Genomic DNA, 16891 nt, shown 5'->3' with positions numbered 1-16891 from the left:
CCTTTGGGGTCACGTGCACCGATACCCCGCCGTCCACCCGGCAACCGCCCCTCACCCTCCCTGCGCCCGTCTCACGCCCCGCCCGGCAGCGGACGCATCACCCGGATAGGTGATTCCTCCCGATCACTCCCGGCACCCCGTCGCCGCTTGCGGCCGCCTCGACCGTCGCCGTAGAAGGTCCCCAGCAGAAGTTACCGCCCGGTATTGGACCGGGCCTCTGAAGCACGGGGGCGATGATCGATGAGCACGAACAGGACCCGGCCCACTGGACGACGCGACCAGCGCAGGCCCGAAGCCGTACCACCGCAGCGCGCCCGGACTCCCCGGCGCGTCCGCCCGCACCACTGGTTCGCCGAGCGCCTCCTGGCGGTCCTCAGCGGCCAGCGTCCGGTGCACTGGATGCTCGGACACACCATCGGCGAGGCCTACGACCAACTGGCCGAACTGGCCCCGCGCACCCCTCTCAGGGCCCGCGGGGCCCGCCCCGTCATCCGCATGTGCCACGGCGCCCAACCGGCTCCCGGGGTGGTGGAGGCCTGCGCAAGCATCGCGGCGGGCGAACAGGTACGGGCGATGGCCTTCCGCCTGGAACAGGGCACCGACCTCCGCTGGCGCTGCTCAGCGGTGGAACTCGGCGACGAACACCTACAAACGACCCCAACCCGCTAACGCGCCCGCCCGGGAAACGGAGCGCCGCGGCGTCCGGCATGCGAGCGTGCGTGCCGGACGCCGAGAAGCAGGCAGACCTTACGGAACAGGGCCGGGGCAGGGCCGGGGCAGGATCGGGGGCAGCACGAAACGGAACCGAAGCTGCGGCGAGCTCACAATGGCTTTGCCCACGAGTTTGAACTCATGAGCAGAGCCACTCACAACGGCTTCCAGCGCTCCGACGCCAAGAAGCGAGGCGGGCAGCGCGGGCAGCGCGGGCAGCGCGGGCAGCGCGGGCAGCGCGGGCAGCGCGGGCAGCGCGGGCAGCGCGGGCAGCGCGGGCAGCGCGGGCAGCGCGGGCAGCGCGGGCAGCGCGGGCAGCGCGGGCAGCGCGGGCAGCGCGGGCAGCGCGGGCAGCGCGGGCAGCGCGGGCAGCGCGGGCAGCGCGGGCAGCGCGGGCAGGGGCAAACGGACAACAGGCCCCGGAACCTGCACTCCCGCTCTCAGCAGTCCGGCGTCAAGAGCGGGCCCGCCCGGACCCCGTTCCAACCTCTTCCAGCCCGATGGCGCTCAAGCAACGAAACCTACGGGACCCCCGAGCCACATTCCTCTCCCCAGCCCTCTTTCCACTCCCTCTCCTCAACCCACCGCCCCCTACCCAGCCACACCGGCTCCCCCCTCCTGCCCCCGTCTCACCCTCTCGGCCTCTCCAGGGCCGTCTAAGCTCTCCCGCCCGCCTCAGCCCTCCCCGACTCCCACCCAGCAGCCTCCGCCCTCTCTAGCCCCCTCCCAGCCCCTCCGGCCACGTCTCAGCCCCTCCCCGCTTCCCCCATCCCTCCCCGGCCCTTTCTGGCCCACCGCCCCTCGCCGCCCCTCTCAGCCCCTCCGGCGATCGAGGAGCAGCGGTCCGGGGCAGCGCCTCACGTACACCCCCAGCCCCTCCGGCAATCGAAGAGCAACGGCCCCGGGCAGCACCCCCACGTACACCCCAGCCCCTCCGGCGTTTGAGGAGCGGGGTCCGGGGCAGCGCCCCGGTTCCGGGAAGGGGCGGGGAGGGGCAGGCCCCGCGCAGCAGCCCACCCACCCACGCCAAGCAACCCCACCCACCCCAGCCTCCAAGCACTCCACCCACACGGACCCCACGGGCCCACGCGTCCCCACACCCCCGCGCCCCACACCCGCACTCCCACAGGCTCAAACCCCAAAACGCCGGGGCCGGACGCCCAAACCACGCGCCCGACCCCGGCTACAACCCAACTACAGCCCGACCACCGCAACGACGTCCACCGACGTCACCGGCACCCGCGCCTCCCGCACCCGCACCGGCTACTTCTTACGGCGCCGCCCGCCCCCACCATTCTTCTGGGCCTTGCGCCGCTCCGCCCTGGTCAGCCCGTCGGACTCGGACCCGGCCGTACCGTCACCGTTGGAGAAGTCGCCCTCGACGACCCCGCCCTCCCCGTCCACCGTGGGAGCGGAGAAGTGCAGCCGGTCCGGACGCTGCGGAGCTTCGAGCCCCTTGGCCCGGATCTCCGGACGCGCCGCCGGCACGGCGTCCTCCTTGGCCAGCGAGGTCCGCTCGGCCTCGTCCTGCACCGGCACCTCCTCGACCTGCTGCTCGACCTGAACCTCCAGGTTGAACAGGTAGCCGACGGACTCCTCCTTGATGCCCTCCATCATGGCGTTGAACATGTCGAAGCCCTCGCGCTGGTACTCGACCAGCGGGTCCTTCTGCGCCATGGCACGGAGGCCGATGCCCTCCTGGAGGTAGTCCATCTCGTAGAGGTGCTCGCGCCACTTGCGGTCCAGGACGGACAGCACCACACGCCGCTCCAGCTCACGCATGATGTCCGAGCCGAGCTGCTTCTCGCGCTCGTCGTACTGCTCGTGGATGTCGTCCTTGATGGACTCGCCGATGAACTCGGCCGTGATCCCGGCCCGGTCGCCGGCCGCCTCCTCCAGCTCGTCGACGGTGACCTTCACCGGGTAGAGCTGCTTGAACGCGCCCCACAGCCGGTCCAGGTCCCACTCCTCCGCGAAGCCCTCGGCAGTCTCCTGGCGGATGTAGTCGTCGATCGTGTCGTCCATGAAGTGGCGGATCTGGTCCTGCAGATCCTCGCCCTCCAGGACCCGGCGACGCTCGCCGTAGATGACCTCACGCTGCCGGTTGAGCACCTCGTCGTACTTCAGGACGTTCTTCCGCGTCTCGAAGTTCTGCTGCTCGACCTGCGACTGGGCCGACGCGATCGCCCGCGTCACCATCTTGTTCTCGATCGGCACATCGTCCGGCACATTGGCCATCGACATGACGCGCTCGACCATCTGCGCCTTGAACAGACGCATCAGGTCGTCGCCGAGCGAAAGGTAGAAGCGGGACTCGCCCGGGTCTCCCTGACGGCCGGAACGACCGCGCAACTGGTTGTCGATACGCCGCGACTCGTGCCGCTCGGTGCCGAGCACGTACAGCCCGCCGAGCTCCTTGACCTCTTCGAACTCCGCCTTGACGGCCTGCTCGGCCTTCTCCAGCGCGGAGGGCAGCGCGGCCGCCCACTCCTCGACGTGCTCGACGGGGTCGAGGCCGCGCTGGCGCAGCTCCGCCTCGGCGAGGTCGTCGGGGTTGCCGCCGAGCTTGATGTCGGTGCCTCGTCCGGCCATGTTCGTCGCGACCGTGACCGCGCCCTTGCGGCCGGCCTGGGCGACGATCGTCGCCTCACGGTCGTGCTGCTTGGCGTTGAGGACCTCGTGCTGGACACCGCGCTTGGAGAGCTGCTGCGAGAGGTACTCGGACTTCTCGACCGAGGTGGTGCCGACGAGGATCGGCTGCCCCTTCTCGTGCTTCTCGGCGATGTCGTCGACGACCGCGGCGAACTTCGCGACCTCGGTGCGGTAGATCAGGTCCGACTGGTCGGCACGGACCATCGGCCGGTTGGTCGGGATCGGCACCACACCGAGCTTGTAGATCTGGTGGAACTCGGCGGCCTCGGTCATCGCCGTACCGGTCATGCCGGAGAGCTTGCTGTAGAGGCGGAAGAAGTTCTGCAGGGTGATCGTGGCGAGCGTCTGGTTCTCGTCCTTGATGTCCACCCCTTCCTTCGCCTCGATCGCCTGGTGCATGCCCTCGTTGTAGCGGCGACCGGCGAGGATACGGCCGGTGTGCTCGTCGACGATCATGACTTCGCCGTCGATGACGACGTAGTCCTTGTCCTTCTTGAAGAGTTCCTTGGCCTTGATGGCGTTGTTGAGGTACCCGACGAGCGGGGTGTTCACCGACTCGTAGAGGTTCTCGATACCGAGCCAGTCCTCGACCTTCGAGACACCGGGCTCGTGGATGGCGACGGTCCGCTTCTTCTCGTCGACCTCGTAGTCGCCGGTCTCCTCGATGCCCTTGAGCGGGTTGCCCGCCTCGCCCTTGGTCAGCCGCGTGACCAGCTTGGCGAAGTCGCCGTACCACTTGGTGGCCTGGTCGGCGGGGCCGGAGATGATCAGCGGCGTACGGGCCTCGTCGACGAGGATCGAGTCGACCTCGTCGACCACGGCGAAGTTGTGGCCGCGCTGGACGAGTTCGTCGGCGGACCACGCCATGTTGTCGCGGAGGTAGTCGAAGCCGAACTCGTTGTTCGTGCCGTACGTGATGTCGCAGGCGTACTGCTCACGGCGCTGGGCCGGCGTCATGTTGGCGATGATGCAGCCGACGGTGAGGCCGAGGAACTTGTGAACGCGGCCCATCAGTTCGGAGTCGCGCTCGGCCAGATAGTCGTTGACCGTGATCAGGTGCACGCCCTTGCCGGAGAGCGCGTTGAGATACGTCGGCAGGGTGCCGACGAGGGTCTTGCCCTCGCCGGTCTTCATCTCGGCCACATAGCCGAGGTGGAGCGCTGCGCCGCCCATCATCTGAACGTCGTAGTGGCGCTGTCCGAGGACCCGCTTGGCGGCCTCACGGACGGTCGCGAATGCCTCGGGGAGCAGGTCGTCCAGGCTCTCGCCGTCCGCGTACCGTTCCTTGTACTCGTCGGTGAGCGCCCGCAGCTCGGCGTCGGAGAGGTTGACGAAGTCCTCTTCGATGGAGCTGACCTGGTCCGCGATGCGGTGCAGTTTGCGCAGGATCTTGCCTTCGCCTGCACGCATGAGCTTGTTGAAGACGGACACTGAGGCTGGTCTCCTTGCCGGTCGGGCCTGGCACTGGGTCGTGTTACGGACACTGGCGCGGGCACGGCAGGTGGGCCCCACCGCAACGGCCATCGTAAGCGAGGACCCCGCCGCGCCGGGAGGGCCGCCGCCGCGTTGGCCCCGCTGTCCCCTCCGAGTCAACGGCCGGGGAGTGCCGAAGGTGCCGGGAAGTCCGAAAAGTGTTCGCTTCACGAGCGGCGCCTCACCAGAATCCGTACATGGAGCCGATCACCCTCACCAGCGACCGTCTGCTGCTGCGCCCCCTCGGCGGCGGCGACACGGACGCCATCCACACCGCCTGTCAGGACCCCGACATCCAGCGGTGGACGGTCGTGCCCTCCCCGTACAGCCGTGCCGACGCGGAACTCTTCGCGGAAAAGCTGTCTCCCGGCGGCTGGCACGACGACTCCGTGTACAACTTCGCAGTGGTCCTGCGCGAGAGCGGGGCCCTGGCCGGCGCCCTCGGTATCAACCGCCGCAACCTTCCGGGCACGTACGAGGTGGGGTTCTGGACCGCCCAGGAGCACCGGGGCCGCGGCTACACGGCGGAGGCGGTGCTGGCCGCCGCCCGCTGGACCTTCACCGCACTCGGCGGCGACCGGCTGGAGTGGCGCGCCGAGGTAGGCAACGTCCCCTCGCGTGCCGTGGCGCTGAGGACGGGATTCCGGATGGAGGGCGAACAGCGGTCGGGCCTGTTCAACAAGGGAGTACGGCGCGACGCCTGGATCGGTGCGCTGCTCCCTTCCGATCTCGGCCTGCCGGGCACCCACGCCTATCTGCCCGCCCCCTGACCCCTCCGGGGCCTGCCGCCGGTCTCCGGTCCCGACGGATCGAGATCCCCGCAGATCGCGATCCCCACGGACTCCACGACTCCTCGGCCGGCTGTCAGTGCCTGCCTCTAGGGTGCGAGGCATGACGTCTGTGCCGCCTCCCGCCGTTGAACTCTCCGCCGACCAGGCGCGCAGGATCGCTCTGCGCGCCCAGGGCTTCCTCGGCACCGCGGACCGCCGGTCCGGGGTTCCGGGCGTGCTGCGGCATCTCGGCGCCGTACAGCTCGACACGATCTCGGTGCTCGCGCGATCACACGAACTGATTCCGTACGCGCGCCTCGGCGCGGTCGGCCGGCGCACCGTCGAGGAGGCGTACTGGTCGGGTGGCCGTACCTTCGAGTACTGGTCGCACGCGGCCTGCATCCTGCCGGTCGAGGAGTGGCCGCACTTCGCCTTCCGCCGCCGCGCCTACCGCTCGCGCCCGCACTGGCACCACGATCTGCCGGACGGCGCCTACGAGACGGTGATCAAGCAGCTGCGCGCCGAGGGCCCGCTGACGGCAACGGAGCTGGGCGGCGCGAAGAACGGCGGGGAGTGGTGGGACTGGTCGGCGTCGAAGGTCGCCGTCGAGCGCGCACTGATGTACGGCGAGGTGGTGTGCACCGCGCGCCGCAGCTGGAAGCGGGTGTACGACCTCGCCGAACGGGCCCTGCCCGACGATGTGCTGCACGACGATCTGGACGACACCGAGTGCCTGCGCCGGCTGGTCGCCCTCGCGGGACAGTCCCTGGGGGTGGGCACCCGGGCGGACATCGCGGACTACCACCGGCTGAAGGGTGAGCAGTTCGACGCGGTGGTGGCGGACTCCGGACTGGTTCCCGTGACGGTGCGGGGCTGGGCGAAGCCGGCCTGGGCGGACCCGGCGGCGCTGGCCTCGGAGCCGCGCGGGCGGCATCGCACGACGCTGCTGTCGCCGTTCGACTCACTGGTCTGGGAGCGGGCGCGCACCGAGCGGATCTTCGGTTTCACCCACCGCCTGGAGGCCTACGTCCCCAAGCCCAAGCGGGTCCACGGATACTTCGCGATGCCGCTGCTGGCGGGCGGAAAGCTGCAGGGCCGCGTCGACCCGGCGCGCGAGGGCAGCACGCTGGTCGCCCGGCAGGTGTCGTTGGCGAGCAGGAAGGCCGTGGTGCCGATGGCCGAGGCGCTGGTGGAGGCCGCGTCCTGGGTCGGCTGTACGGATGTCCGGCTGGAGCGGGTCGACGCACCGGAACTGCGCGGACCGCTCGCTCAGGAAATCGCCCGCGCCCTGGCCTGAGCCCGCATTCCCCCGCCCTCACCCGCCCCTTTTCCGGACCGGACTTCACGGGCCGAACCTTCACCTGGCGTTACGCTCTTCCGCCCCGCTGTCCCGCTGTCCCGCTGTCCCGCTGTCCCGATACGCTGTCCCGCCGTCCTGTCGTATCCGGCCTTGTCCGGCGTGTCTCCGGGCAGGTCACCTGATCTCCAGGATCTTCTCCCGCATGGCATAGACCACGGCTTCCATCCTGGAGTGCAGCTGCAACTTCTCCAGAATGTTGCGGACGTGGTTCTTCACGGTGTTCTCGGAAATGAACAGTTCCTTCGCGATATCGCGATTGTTCATGCCCGTTGCAACGAGTTTGAGGACTTCGAGTTCCCGGTCGGTGAGCCGCGGCGCGGGTACCAGCCGGCGCTCGTCGGTCCGCTGGATCATCGACTTGAACTCGGTGAGCAGTTTGGACGCCATGGAGGGGCTGATCTGGGACTGCCCGTCCGCGACCGCACGAATGGCCGTGGCCACCTCGTCCGTGGAGATCTCCTTGAGGAGATAACCGGTGGCTCCGGCCTTGATCGCGTCGTAGAGGTCGGCCTCCTCGTCGCTGATCGTCAGCATGATGATCTTCGCGCTGGGGGCCACCTCCTTGATGGAGGTGCAGGCCTCGATGCCACCGCGCTTGGGCATCCGTACGTCCATCAGCACGATGTCGGGGAGCAGGTCGGCGGCCTTGTCGACCGCCTCCGACCCGTCACCCGCCTCGCCGACGACCTGGATGTCCTCCTCCTGGGCGAGGACGATCTCCAGGCCTCTGCGGAAGAGCGCGTGGTCGTCCACCACGAGGACCCTGATCGGCTCCTTGCGGAAACCGCTGCCCGCGCCGGTGCCGGCACCGGCGATGTCGTCGGCATCATTCGCATCACGCACGGGCCCGAAGGCGTCCGCCATCGTTCCTCCCCCTGAAGGCCGTGGCCTGAAGTACACACTGTCCGCCAACGGCAGTTCACAGAGCACCGATTGGCTTGGAACGCCATGATTCCATGCCTGGACGTCAGAACGGTGATCGTGTGGTCGCACGCGGGGTGCCCCTGGGGGCGCACAGGCACTCCAGGGGCACCGCGGAAGGGTGGCGTCAGCCGCCGAGCGCACCGCCCGCGCCGCCCGCCTCGTCGGCGGCCAGCGGGTCGGTCCTCAGGTGGATGACACCGTAGTCATAGGCATGCCGTCGGTAGACGACACTGGGTTCCTTGGTCTCGGAGTCGACGAACAGATAGAAGTCGTGCCCGACCAGCTCCATCTCGTAGAGCGCCTGGTCGAGCGACATCGGTGCGGCGACATGCGTCTTCTCGCGCATCACCAGCGGACCCTCGCCCTGAATCTCCAGCGAGCCGAACCTGGTAGTGGGCACGGACTCGGTCGACTCATTGGCGATCAGGTCGCCCTCGCCGTTGAACGACGCCGCACCCGGCACGGTCTCGGCGACCTCGGCAGCGGGAATCCGGCCATTGCCACGGCGGCTGTAGCGCTTGTCGTGCTGCTTGCGCAGCCGCGCCTCCAGCTTGCCGGTGGCCAGGTCCAGCGCTGCGTACGGGTCGCCTGCGGCCGCTTCCGCCCGGATGACCGGACCACGCGAGCGGAGCGTGATCTCCACCCGGTCGGAACGGTCGGCCTGACGGGGGTTCGGCTCCTTGGACACCTCGACGTCGAGGCTGATCACCTTGCCGTCGAACTTCTGGATCTTGTCCAGCTTCAGCTTCTCGGCCACGTGCTTGCGGAACCGCTCGGGCACCTCGGTCTTGCGGCCCTTGACGACGATGTCCACGCAGAACTCCGTTCCCGGATCGCTCCGCTCAGGGGCGGAGCATCTCCCTTTTGCACCAGGCCCCGGTGACAACCGGAGCCGCGGACTCGGTGACTTCCACCTCCTCCTCCCCCATCGGTGAGGACTCCACCCCACCGAATTCCAGCTTCTGGACTACCGGTGTGTTGCCTGCCCGAAACCTGGCGGTGCATTCATCGAGGTCCGGCATTCACCATTCCTCACAACCGAACATAGCCTGCCTGGCCGGATGTCGGCACCCGCTACTCGCACGTACCTCCGATCGGGCTGTTTTCCCTACTCATTACCTGCAACGATGCAGGTTCATTGACAGTTCCGGTTTATTTCGAAGGCCGACGGAGATGCTGCGACAACGGCCGCCTGCCCGCTGCCGGGGGCAGCACCCTCGTGCCCGCACGCCGCCCCCACCGCCCGGACCGCCTCGGTGAGCGAGGCTCCCGTCGTCAGGAGGTCGTCCACCAGCACCACCCGTCCGGCCGCAAGCAGCCGCTCACCCCCGGCCACGACCTGCAGCGCCCCCGCCAGATTCACCTGCCGCTGACGGGCGCCCAGCCCCGCCTGGTCGGCCACCGCGCGTCGCTGCCGAAGCACCGCGACCACCTGGGCCCGGGTGCCGCCGCGTCTCAGCTCTCCTGCCGCGGCCAGCGCGATCCGGCGCGTCGGATCATGGCCTCGCGCCGCCACCGCGCACCGCGCCGACGGCACGGGCACGAGCAGCAGCGGGCCGACAACACCCACTTGCCCCGTCCCGGCCCGTACGGCCCCCGCCAGCGCCTTGCCGAGCGCTCCGGCCAGCCCCAGCTCACCCCGTTCCTTATGGGCCAGCAGCACGGCACGTACCGCGTTCTCGTACGCGGCGGCCGCGTGCACCACCGGCAGGCCCACAGGTTCCGGGACGGGCCTCACCCGGCGCGGCACCCCGCCGTGGAGCTCCGCACCGCATTCCTCGCACAGCTCCACGCGCGGCCTGCCGCAGCCGCCGCAGGACACCGGCAGCACCAGGCCGGAGAGCTCCCGCCACCACCCCCGCATGACTCCACTGTGCTCTTCCCGGAGCGAGCGGGCCACCCCTGTGGAAAACGCGGAACGGGCCCTGCGACTCTCAGCCCGGGTAGACCAGCGACGAGCCTTCCTTGACCACCGTCTGCCAGTTGTCACCGGGCGACAGCTTCACGATCCCGTCGCTGGACGTGGCCGCCATCAGCGGAAGCTGCTCGTCGTCCGCCGCCGCGACCGACGACACCTGGTTCACACCCGGCAGCACACCCGATGCGGACGTCGAACCGTCCGCCTGCACGTAGCGCACCTGCTGCACGCCCCCCTGCTCCTTGCCGACCACCACGAGGCGGCTGCGGCCCGACCACGACATCGCGGTCACATCCGTCAGCTGCGGCGCGGCCTGACGCAGCTCCACCACCGACACCTGCTGCTCCGATGCCGGCCCGCGCCGCTCGATCCGGCCGATCTTCAGCGTGTTGCGGCCGTCCTGGGTCACCAGCAGGGCGATCCGAACTCCGTCCGCGGACATGCGCAACGCCTCGATCCGCCCACCGCCCAGGTCGGGCACGGCGACCTCCTGCGGCTTGCCGGTACCACCGGCCAGCCGCAGCAGTCGGGGCCTGTCGAGATCCCGGTCGGCCACCCACAGGTCGCCCCGCCCGTCCCAGCTCGGGGTCGACAGACGGTGCTTCGCATCGTGGGCACCGCTGGTCACCGAGGCCGCGGGAAGCTCGCCGTCCGAGACGATGGACGACACGTAGAGAGACGCCCCGTCGTTCGAGACCGCCGCCGCCGACTGCTCGTCCCTGGCCACACCGACCGCGCCCATCCGCACCGGCCCGTCACCGAGCGGACCGGCCACCGCCTCCGGGGTTCCACTGCCCTTGGTGCTGCCGGGAATTCGTTCCACATGCCCCTTGGCATCGACGAAGTACTGGCTGTCCGGACCGCTCGACGAACCGTCAGGGGCGAACTCCTCCGCCTGATCCGCCCCGAGCAGGCACAACGGGGAGCCGTCGGAGCGCTGCAGCTCGACCTGCTCGACCCGTGCGGACGTCAGATCCCTCAGGGTGTAGAGGATCTGCGAGGCCATCATGCGACAGGAACTCTGCCCGACGCCGTCCGCCTTCTTGTCGAGCGGGACCTTCAGTACGTTGCGGTCGTCGGGTGCCAGCGAGGTGACGCCCTTCTTCAGCGCCGTACCGCGAGGGAACCGGGATGCGACCACCGGCCGCAGCCAGCTGGTCGGCCCCGCAAGGAGGCTGCGGACGGACTGTGTCACGGTGTCCATCCCCGTGACGGGATCCGTCCGGCTGCGGAGATAGACGGGGTCGGCGACCAGGGTCGACTGCACCTCCGGCCGCCCCGTCGCGAAGTAGTACTTGTTGACGGAACGGTAGAGGCGCTTGAAGTCCGACTGCCCGAGCAGAAGACCGTCCGGCACGAGGTCGATCCGCCACTCCTTGCCGTCCGGCCCGTTCTCCTTCACCAGATGCAGGGTCTGGTTGTAGTCGGTGGGCGCGAGCGGCTGATAGGCGCTCTCGGCGTCGACCGTCGCCACCTTCTCACCGGTCAGGGTGTAGGTGACCTCGGTGATGTTGCGGTCGCTGTCGCGCAGCGGCCGGTCGTTCCTGTTCGGTGCGTTGGTGAGCACGGTGGTGAAGGCGTTCGGCTTCCATGTCTCGGCCGCCTTCTTCGTCAGGTACTGACGGGTCGTCCTGAAGCGCGGGTCATCACTGGTCATGGACTCCAGGAAGCCGTCGACCACCTCGTTGGGGGTGGCGTTGTCACGCGGCGCGACGGCATACACCTGCACCTGGGAGTCGCCGGGCTGCGAGGCGTCGACGGCCTTGACATCCCCGGTGACGGGCATCGAGCCGCACGCGGACAGCAGCACCACACCGCATCCGAACAACGCGAACAGCGCCAGCACGCGTCCATGGCCGTCCCTGCGACGGTCAGTGCCCACGATTCGTGTCCCCCCGCTCCGGGTCCTGCACCGCAGTGTCGAATTCGCCGCCCGACCGGTCCTCGGCGTGGCGCGCGACCACCCGTGCGCCGCTCCCCGGAAGGGCCGCCGGATGCACCGAGGCCGGCGCCGTCCGTGGAGCCGCAGGCGTGCGGGACGGTACGGGCAGTGCGGACCTGTCATTGCCGCCGGGCTGGGCCGGCACAGCCGTCAGCCGGTGCTCGCTCCCGGCCTTCGGCGCGGTCGCGGCCCGCTCACGGTTCTCCCGGTTGCTACGGGAGTCCTCGGGCTCCAGCGGTATCGGTGATCCGCGCAGCGGCTCGTCCGCCGTGCGCGGCAGAGTCAGACGGAACTGCGAACCGCCGCCGGGCTCGCCCCATGCCTGCAGCCACCCGCCGTGCAGCCGGGCGTCCTCCACTGCGATGGAGAGCCCGAGACCGGTACCACCGGTCGTCCGCGCGCGGGCCGGGTCCGCCCGCCAGAATCGGTTGAACACCCGCGTCGCCTCGCCCGGCTTGAGCCCCACTCCATAGTCCCGGACGGCCACGGCGACCGCGCCTCCGGCCACCCCCATCCGCACCACGACGTCGCGGCCCTCACCGTGTTCGACGGCGTTGACCACAAGGTTGCGCAGCACGCGCTCGACGCGCCGTGCGTCGGCCTCCGCGATCACCGGCTGCTCGTCGCCGACCACCCGGATCCGGGTGCCCTTGCGCTCGGCCAGCGGCTCGGCCCCGCCGATCACCCGCCGTACGACCTGCCGCAGATCTATCGGCTCCGCCTCCAGCGCCGCGGCGCCCGCGTCGAACCGGCTGATCTCCAGCAGATCCGAGAGCAGCGACTCGAACCGGTCGAGCTGGTCCCCGAGCAGCTCCGCGGAGCGGGCCGTCACAGGATCGAAATCACTGCGGGCCTCATGGATGACATCGGCGGCCATCCGCACGGTCGTCAGCGGTGTCCTCAGCTCGTGGGAGACGTCGGAGACGAAGCGCCGCTGCATCCGGGAGAGCTCCTCCAGCTGCTGGATCTTCAGCTGCAGGTTCTGCGCCATCTTGTTGAAGGCCTCACCGAGCCGGGCGATGTCGTCCTCGCCGGTGACCTTCATCCGTTCCTGGAGCCTGCCGGCGGAAAGCCGCTCGGCGATACCGGCCGCCATGCGTACCGGCGTGACGACCTGCCGCACCACGAACCAGGCGATGGCCCCGAGCAGCACGACCACGAAGAGTCCCGCGGTCGCCAGCGTGCCCTTGATCAGCGTCAGCGACTTCTCCTCCTGCGTCAGCGGGAAGAGGTAATAGAGCTGGTACGGATTGTGGTCGATGTCGTAGAGCCGCTTGCCCACGACAAGTCCGGGCTGCGGCTGCTGCCCGTTCGCATACTGGATCTCGGAGTATGTCTGGTACGCCCCGGGCCCCTTGTTCACGGCGTCCCGCAGGCTCTGCGGAATGCTCACCGCCTCCACGCTGCCCGAGCCGCGCGGGGCACGGGTCCCCGCGTCGGCACTGAGCGCCACCACGTTGAAGGCGTTCTTTCCGCCGCTGGCGAGCTGGTCGACGAGCTCGGTCCGCCAGGAGTTGTTGGCAGTGGTGCCGTCCGTCGTATCGCCGCCCTGGCCGCCGGGGGTGAGCGGGGCGTTCGCCTTCTCCTGGGCTGCGGCGAAACCGCCGGCCGCCTGCGTCTGTGCAGCCTTGCCCTTGGCGTCGAGCAGGCCGTTGCGCACCTGCCCGATCACCACCAGCCCGAGGAGCAGCACCACACCGAGCGACATGAGCAGCGTGCCCGCGACGACCCGCAGCTGGAGGTTGCGCCGCCAGAGCCGTACGGCGGGCAGCAACGGACGCCGCACCCAACGCATCAGCAATCGCGGCACGGGGCCGCCGGGCGCCCGGTCGTGGAACAACCGGCCGCCCTGCAGGAGGCGCCCCATCTGGAACGCCTTGTGTCGTGGACCGGCAGCCCGCTCCGCACGGGGTCCCGGCTCCCCGGGCTGCGGAGCAGTGCTACTCGGGGGCATCTCAGCTCGGTCCGGCCTTGTAACCGACCCCTCGGACGGTCACCACGATCTCCGGGCGCTCCGGGTCCTTCTCCACCTTGGAACGCAGTCGCTGGACATGGACATTCACCAGCCGGGTGTCGGCGGCGTGGCGGTATCCCCACACCTGCTCGAGCAGCACCTCACGGGTGAAGACCTGCCACGGCTTACGGGCGAGCGCGACCAGCAGGTCGAACTCCAGCGGGGTGAGGGCGATCGACTGCCCCTCCCGCTTCACCGAGTGACCGGCCACATCGATGACCAGGTCCCCGATGGCCAGCTGCTCCGGCGCCGGTTCCTCGGACCTCCGCAGGCGTGCCCTGATCCGGGCAACCAACTCCTTAGGTTTGAACGGCTTGACGATGTAGTCGTCGGCCCCGGACTCCAGACCCACCACCACGTCAACCGTGTCGCTCTTGGCAGTGAGCATGACGATCGGCACACCGGACTCGGCCCTGATCAACCTGCAGACCTCGATGCCATCCCTACCGGGCAGCATGAGATCCAGCAGGACCAGGTCCGGCTTGGCCTCACGAAATGCGGCAAGTGCCTTGTCGCCGTCCGCTACGAACGACGGCTCGAACCCTTCACCACGCAGCACAATCCCGAGCATCTCGGCCAGTGCGGTGTCGTCGTCGACGACAAGGACGCGTCCCTTCATAATCGACATCATCCCATTAGCTAATCGTTACCTGCGATGATCTGGCACACAGCTCTGCCAGTCCGACCCCCGTGACCGGGGAAATTGCACCCTCCTCCGTGACGATCGCCGTGACCAGCTCCGGCGGCGTGACATCGAACGCGGGGTTGTACACGGGGGTTCCCACCGGTGCCACGGGCAGCCGACCGGCATCCGCGCCCGCCACCCCGACCCGCGACGATGTGAGCTCCGTCACTTCGACCGCCGACCGCTGCTCAACGATGATCGACGCTCCGTCCGCAGTGTCCAGATCCACGGTCGTCGTCGGCGCGACCACGATGAACGGTACGTGGTGGTACTTCGCGAGCACCGCCAGCGGATAGCTCCCCACCTTGTTCGCCACCGCCCCGTCTGCGGCAATGCGGTCCGCCCCGATGAGCACGGCATCCACCTCCCCCGCAGCGAACAACGAACCTGCGGCACTGTCCGTGAGCAGGCTGTACGGCATGCCATTGCGCGCCGCCTCGTACGCCGTCAGCCTGGCCCCCTGCAACAGCGGACGCGTCTCGTCCACCCACAGCCGCCGCAGCCGCCCCTCCCGGTGCGCCCCGAGCGCCACCGCGAAGGCAGTGCCCTCACCGCCGGAGACCAGGGCTCCCGAATTGCAGTGCGTCAGCAGGCGATGCCCACCGCCACCGGGCAGCAGCTCGTCCAGCAGGGCGAGGCCGTGCCGAGCCATGCGCCCACTGGCCTCGGCGTCCTCCCGGTGCAGCGCCCTGGCCTCGGCCAGCGCCATGGCCGCGGCCCGCTCCGGATCCGCCCCCTTCCCGACGGCCTCCCGATAGGCCCCGCCGGCCCGCCGCACCCCGTACCCGAGATTCACCGCGGTGGGCCGCGCCCGCTCCAGCAGCTCCGCGGCCACCGCCACGTCGTCTCCCCGCACGGCCGCGAGAGCCACCCCATAGGCCCCCGCGATCCCCAGCAGCGGGGCACCACGCACCGCCAGCGTCCGGATCGCCCGCACCAGAGCAGGCACATCGGTGCACACCAACTCGGCTTCCTCCGCCGGCAGCCGCGTCTGGTCGAGGAGCACCAGTGCGGGACCTTCTGGAGGCTCGGCCCAGCGAAGTACGGGAAGCGCGGGAGGCTCGATGCCCACCGGCGGTTGCGCGTCCTGATCAGCCATCCGCCCAGTCTGCCCGGTGAGCCACCCACAAATGAAGGTACGAAGGAGATAGAGCGCCCGGCCCATACCGGAGCAGCGCGTGGCACGATGGCTGCCAACCTGCCGCCCCGATGAGCGGACAGGACCATGAAGGAGCGAGAATGAACGACACTCCGGGCTGGGCCTCGCCCGGATCTGCCCCCTCCGAGGGTCAGGGCGCCGACGTCCCCCGGCCCTCCGAGCCCGTCGACGGCAGCGGCCCGGCAGGGAACTGGTCTCCCACTCAGCCGCCCCCGGAGCAGTGGTCCCCACCGAGCATTCCCGGCACAGGTCCTGGCGCACCGCCCCCCGCCGCGGGCTGGGGCGGCGGACCGCAGGGCCCCGGCTGGAGGCAGCCGCCCCTCGCGGCCAAGCCCGGCGTCATCCCACTCCGGCCTCTCGGCGTCGGCGAGATCCTCGACGGTGCGGTCTCCACGATGCGCGCCCACTGGCGCACGGTCCTCGGCATCACACTCACCGTGTCCGTGATCGCCCAGATCGCGACCATTCTCGTGGAACGTTTCCTGCTGCCGAAACCTGCGCAGATCGATCCGAACGCCACCGGCACGGAAGCGCTGCGGCAGGCCGCCGACTCTGCCCAGTCGACAGTGTTCAACAGCGTGCCGTCCATGCTCATCACCATGATCGCCACGCTGATCACGACATCTGTGCTGACCGTGGTGATCAGCCGCTCGGTGCTGGGCCGCCCCGTGACGCTCTCCGACGCCTGGACCGAGGCCCGGCCCCGGCTTCCTCAGATGCTGGGTCTGACCCTGCTGGTGGCCCTGATCAGCGCCGCCATCATGGCGGCGGGCCTGCTCCCGGGCATGCTCACCGGATCGGCCGCGGGTGCCGGACTCGTCCTCATCGGATTCATGGCCGCGTTCGTCGTCGTCATCTGGCTGATGGTCCGCTTCTGCCTCGCCTCGCCGGCCCTGATGCTGGAGCGGCAGTCGATCATCACCTCCATGCGCCGTTCCGCAAAGCTCGTCAGGGGTGCCTGGTGGCGGACCTTCGGCATCCTGGCGCTGACCGGGCTGCTGACGCTCATCGTGGCCGTGGTCATCGCCATTCCGTTCGGCGTCATCGCGATGGTCGTGGACGGCGACGGAATCGGCTCCGCCCTCACGAACGGCTCCGCAGACTTCGGCTGGCCGTTCCTGATCGTCTCCGGCATCGGCCAGGTGATCATCACGACGATCACGTACCCGCTCTCCGCCGGCGGGATGGCACTGCTCTACATCGATCAGCGCATCCGCCGCGAGGCACTCGACCTCGAACTCGCCCGGGCAGCGGGCCTGCCCGGATACGACACCAGGAGCTGA

13 protein-coding genes are annotated in these 16891 nt (G+C 69.6%); 4 read left to right on the top strand and 9 right to left on the bottom strand.

Annotated features, from left to right (window positions below):
- Positions 1-240 precede the first annotated feature (240 nt).
- Positions 241-669, top strand: a complete 429-nt coding sequence (locus tag OG520_RS25010; protein WP_266418509.1) for an Rv3235 family protein — start codon at positions 241-243, stop codon at positions 667-669.
- A gap of 78 nt (positions 670-747) precedes the next feature.
- Here the strand turns inward: OG520_RS25010 and OG520_RS25005 are convergent, their stop codons facing one another.
- Both OG520_RS25005 and secA read right to left on the bottom strand, forming a co-directional pair.
- Positions 748-1116 carry a hypothetical protein gene (locus tag OG520_RS25005; protein ID WP_406014661.1) on the bottom strand — a complete coding sequence of 123 codons (369 nt, stop codon included), beginning with the start codon at positions 1114-1116 and terminating at the stop codon, positions 748-750.
- A gap of 858 nt (positions 1117-1974) precedes the next feature.
- Complete coding sequence (gene secA, locus OG520_RS25000; protein ID WP_399332054.1) at positions 1975-4794, bottom strand: preprotein translocase subunit SecA; 2820 nt, start codon at positions 4792-4794, stop codon at positions 1975-1977.
- A gap of 239 nt (positions 4795-5033) precedes the next feature.
- Between secA and OG520_RS24995 the strand changes: the two genes are divergently transcribed.
- On the top strand, positions 5034-5606 hold the full coding sequence (locus OG520_RS24995) for a GNAT family N-acetyltransferase (protein ID WP_406014660.1): 573 nt from the start codon (positions 5034-5036) through the stop codon (positions 5604-5606).
- A 121-nt stretch (positions 5607-5727) separates the two neighbouring features.
- The gene (locus OG520_RS24990; RefSeq protein WP_406014659.1) at positions 5728-6903 is read left to right on the top strand and encodes a winged helix-turn-helix domain-containing protein; all 1176 of its coding nucleotides are present in this window, start codon (positions 5728-5730) and stop codon (positions 6901-6903) included.
- A 177-nt stretch (positions 6904-7080) separates the two neighbouring features.
- On the opposite strand, the gene OG520_RS24985 is transcribed toward OG520_RS24990, so the two are convergent.
- From OG520_RS24985 to mtnA, 7 genes are all read right to left on the bottom strand, one after another.
- On the bottom strand, positions 7081-7830 hold the full coding sequence (locus OG520_RS24985; protein ID WP_399332060.1) for a response regulator: 750 nt from the start codon (positions 7828-7830) through the stop codon (positions 7081-7083).
- 184 nt (positions 7831-8014) lie between these two features.
- Entirely contained in the window at positions 8015-8704 is a 690-nt protein-coding gene (gene hpf / locus OG520_RS24980) for a ribosome hibernation-promoting factor, HPF/YfiA family (protein WP_266418499.1), read from the bottom strand.
- A gap of 321 nt (positions 8705-9025) precedes the next feature.
- Complete coding sequence (locus tag OG520_RS24975; protein ID WP_399332062.1) at positions 9026-9754, bottom strand: ComF family protein; 729 nt, start codon at positions 9752-9754, stop codon at positions 9026-9028.
- Positions 9755-9824: 70 nt separating this feature from the next.
- Positions 9825-11690 (bottom strand): LpqB family beta-propeller domain-containing protein, encoded by a 1866-nt coding sequence (locus tag OG520_RS24970; RefSeq protein WP_399332064.1) that lies wholly within the window; start codon positions 11688-11690, stop codon positions 9825-9827.
- Entirely contained in the window at positions 11680-13704 is a 2025-nt protein-coding gene (gene mtrB, locus OG520_RS24965; RefSeq protein ID WP_406014658.1) for an MtrAB system histidine kinase MtrB, read from the bottom strand. The genes OG520_RS24970 and mtrB overlap by 11 nt, the downstream gene beginning before the upstream one ends.
- Before the next feature lies 1 nt (position 13705).
- On the bottom strand, positions 13706-14395 hold the full coding sequence (gene mtrA, locus OG520_RS24960) for a two-component system response regulator MtrA (protein ID WP_187438793.1): 690 nt from the start codon (positions 14393-14395) through the stop codon (positions 13706-13708).
- Positions 14396-14399: 4 nt separating this feature from the next.
- Positions 14400-15548 carry an S-methyl-5-thioribose-1-phosphate isomerase gene (mtnA, locus tag OG520_RS24955; protein WP_406014657.1) on the bottom strand — a complete coding sequence of 383 codons (1149 nt, stop codon included), beginning with the start codon at positions 15546-15548 and terminating at the stop codon, positions 14400-14402.
- Positions 15549-15688: 140 nt separating this feature from the next.
- Here mtnA and OG520_RS24950 point away from each other — a divergent pair, with 140 nt between their 5' ends.
- Entirely contained in the window at positions 15689-16891 is a 1203-nt protein-coding gene (locus tag OG520_RS24950) for a hypothetical protein (RefSeq protein WP_406014656.1), read from the top strand.

The sequence above is a fragment of the Streptomyces sp. NBC_00984 genome, assembly GCF_045162475.1.
Taxonomy (GTDB): domain Bacteria; phylum Actinomycetota; class Actinomycetes; order Streptomycetales; family Streptomycetaceae; genus Streptomyces.
This window is presented reverse-complemented; position numbering and strand designations above follow the sequence as displayed.

Coding starts and splice junctions, on each gene's coding strand:
- OG520_RS25010 (WP_266418509.1), top strand. CDS start 241: ATGAGCACGAACAGGACCCGGCCCACTGGACGACGCGACCAGCGCAGG.
- OG520_RS24995 (WP_406014660.1), top strand. CDS start 5,034: ATGGAGCCGATCACCCTCACCAGCGACCGTCTGCTGCTGCGCCCCCTC.
- OG520_RS24990 (WP_406014659.1), top strand. CDS start 5,728: ATGACGTCTGTGCCGCCTCCCGCCGTTGAACTCTCCGCCGACCAGGCG.
- OG520_RS24985 (WP_399332060.1), bottom strand. CDS start 7,830: ATGGCGGACGCCTTCGGGCCCGTGCGTGATGCGAATGATGCCGACGAC.
- OG520_RS24975 (WP_399332062.1), bottom strand. CDS start 9,754: ATGCGGGGGTGGTGGCGGGAGCTCTCCGGCCTGGTGCTGCCGGTGTCC.
- mtrB (WP_406014658.1), bottom strand. CDS start 13,704: ATGCCCCCGAGTAGCACTGCTCCGCAGCCCGGGGAGCCGGGACCCCGT.
- mtrA (WP_187438793.1), bottom strand. CDS start 14,395: ATGATGTCGATTATGAAGGGACGCGTCCTTGTCGTCGACGACGACACC.
- mtnA (WP_406014657.1), bottom strand. CDS start 15,548: ATGGCTGATCAGGACGCGCAACCGCCGGTGGGCATCGAGCCTCCCGCG.
- OG520_RS24950 (WP_406014656.1), top strand. CDS start 15,689: ATGAACGACACTCCGGGCTGGGCCTCGCCCGGATCTGCCCCCTCCGAG.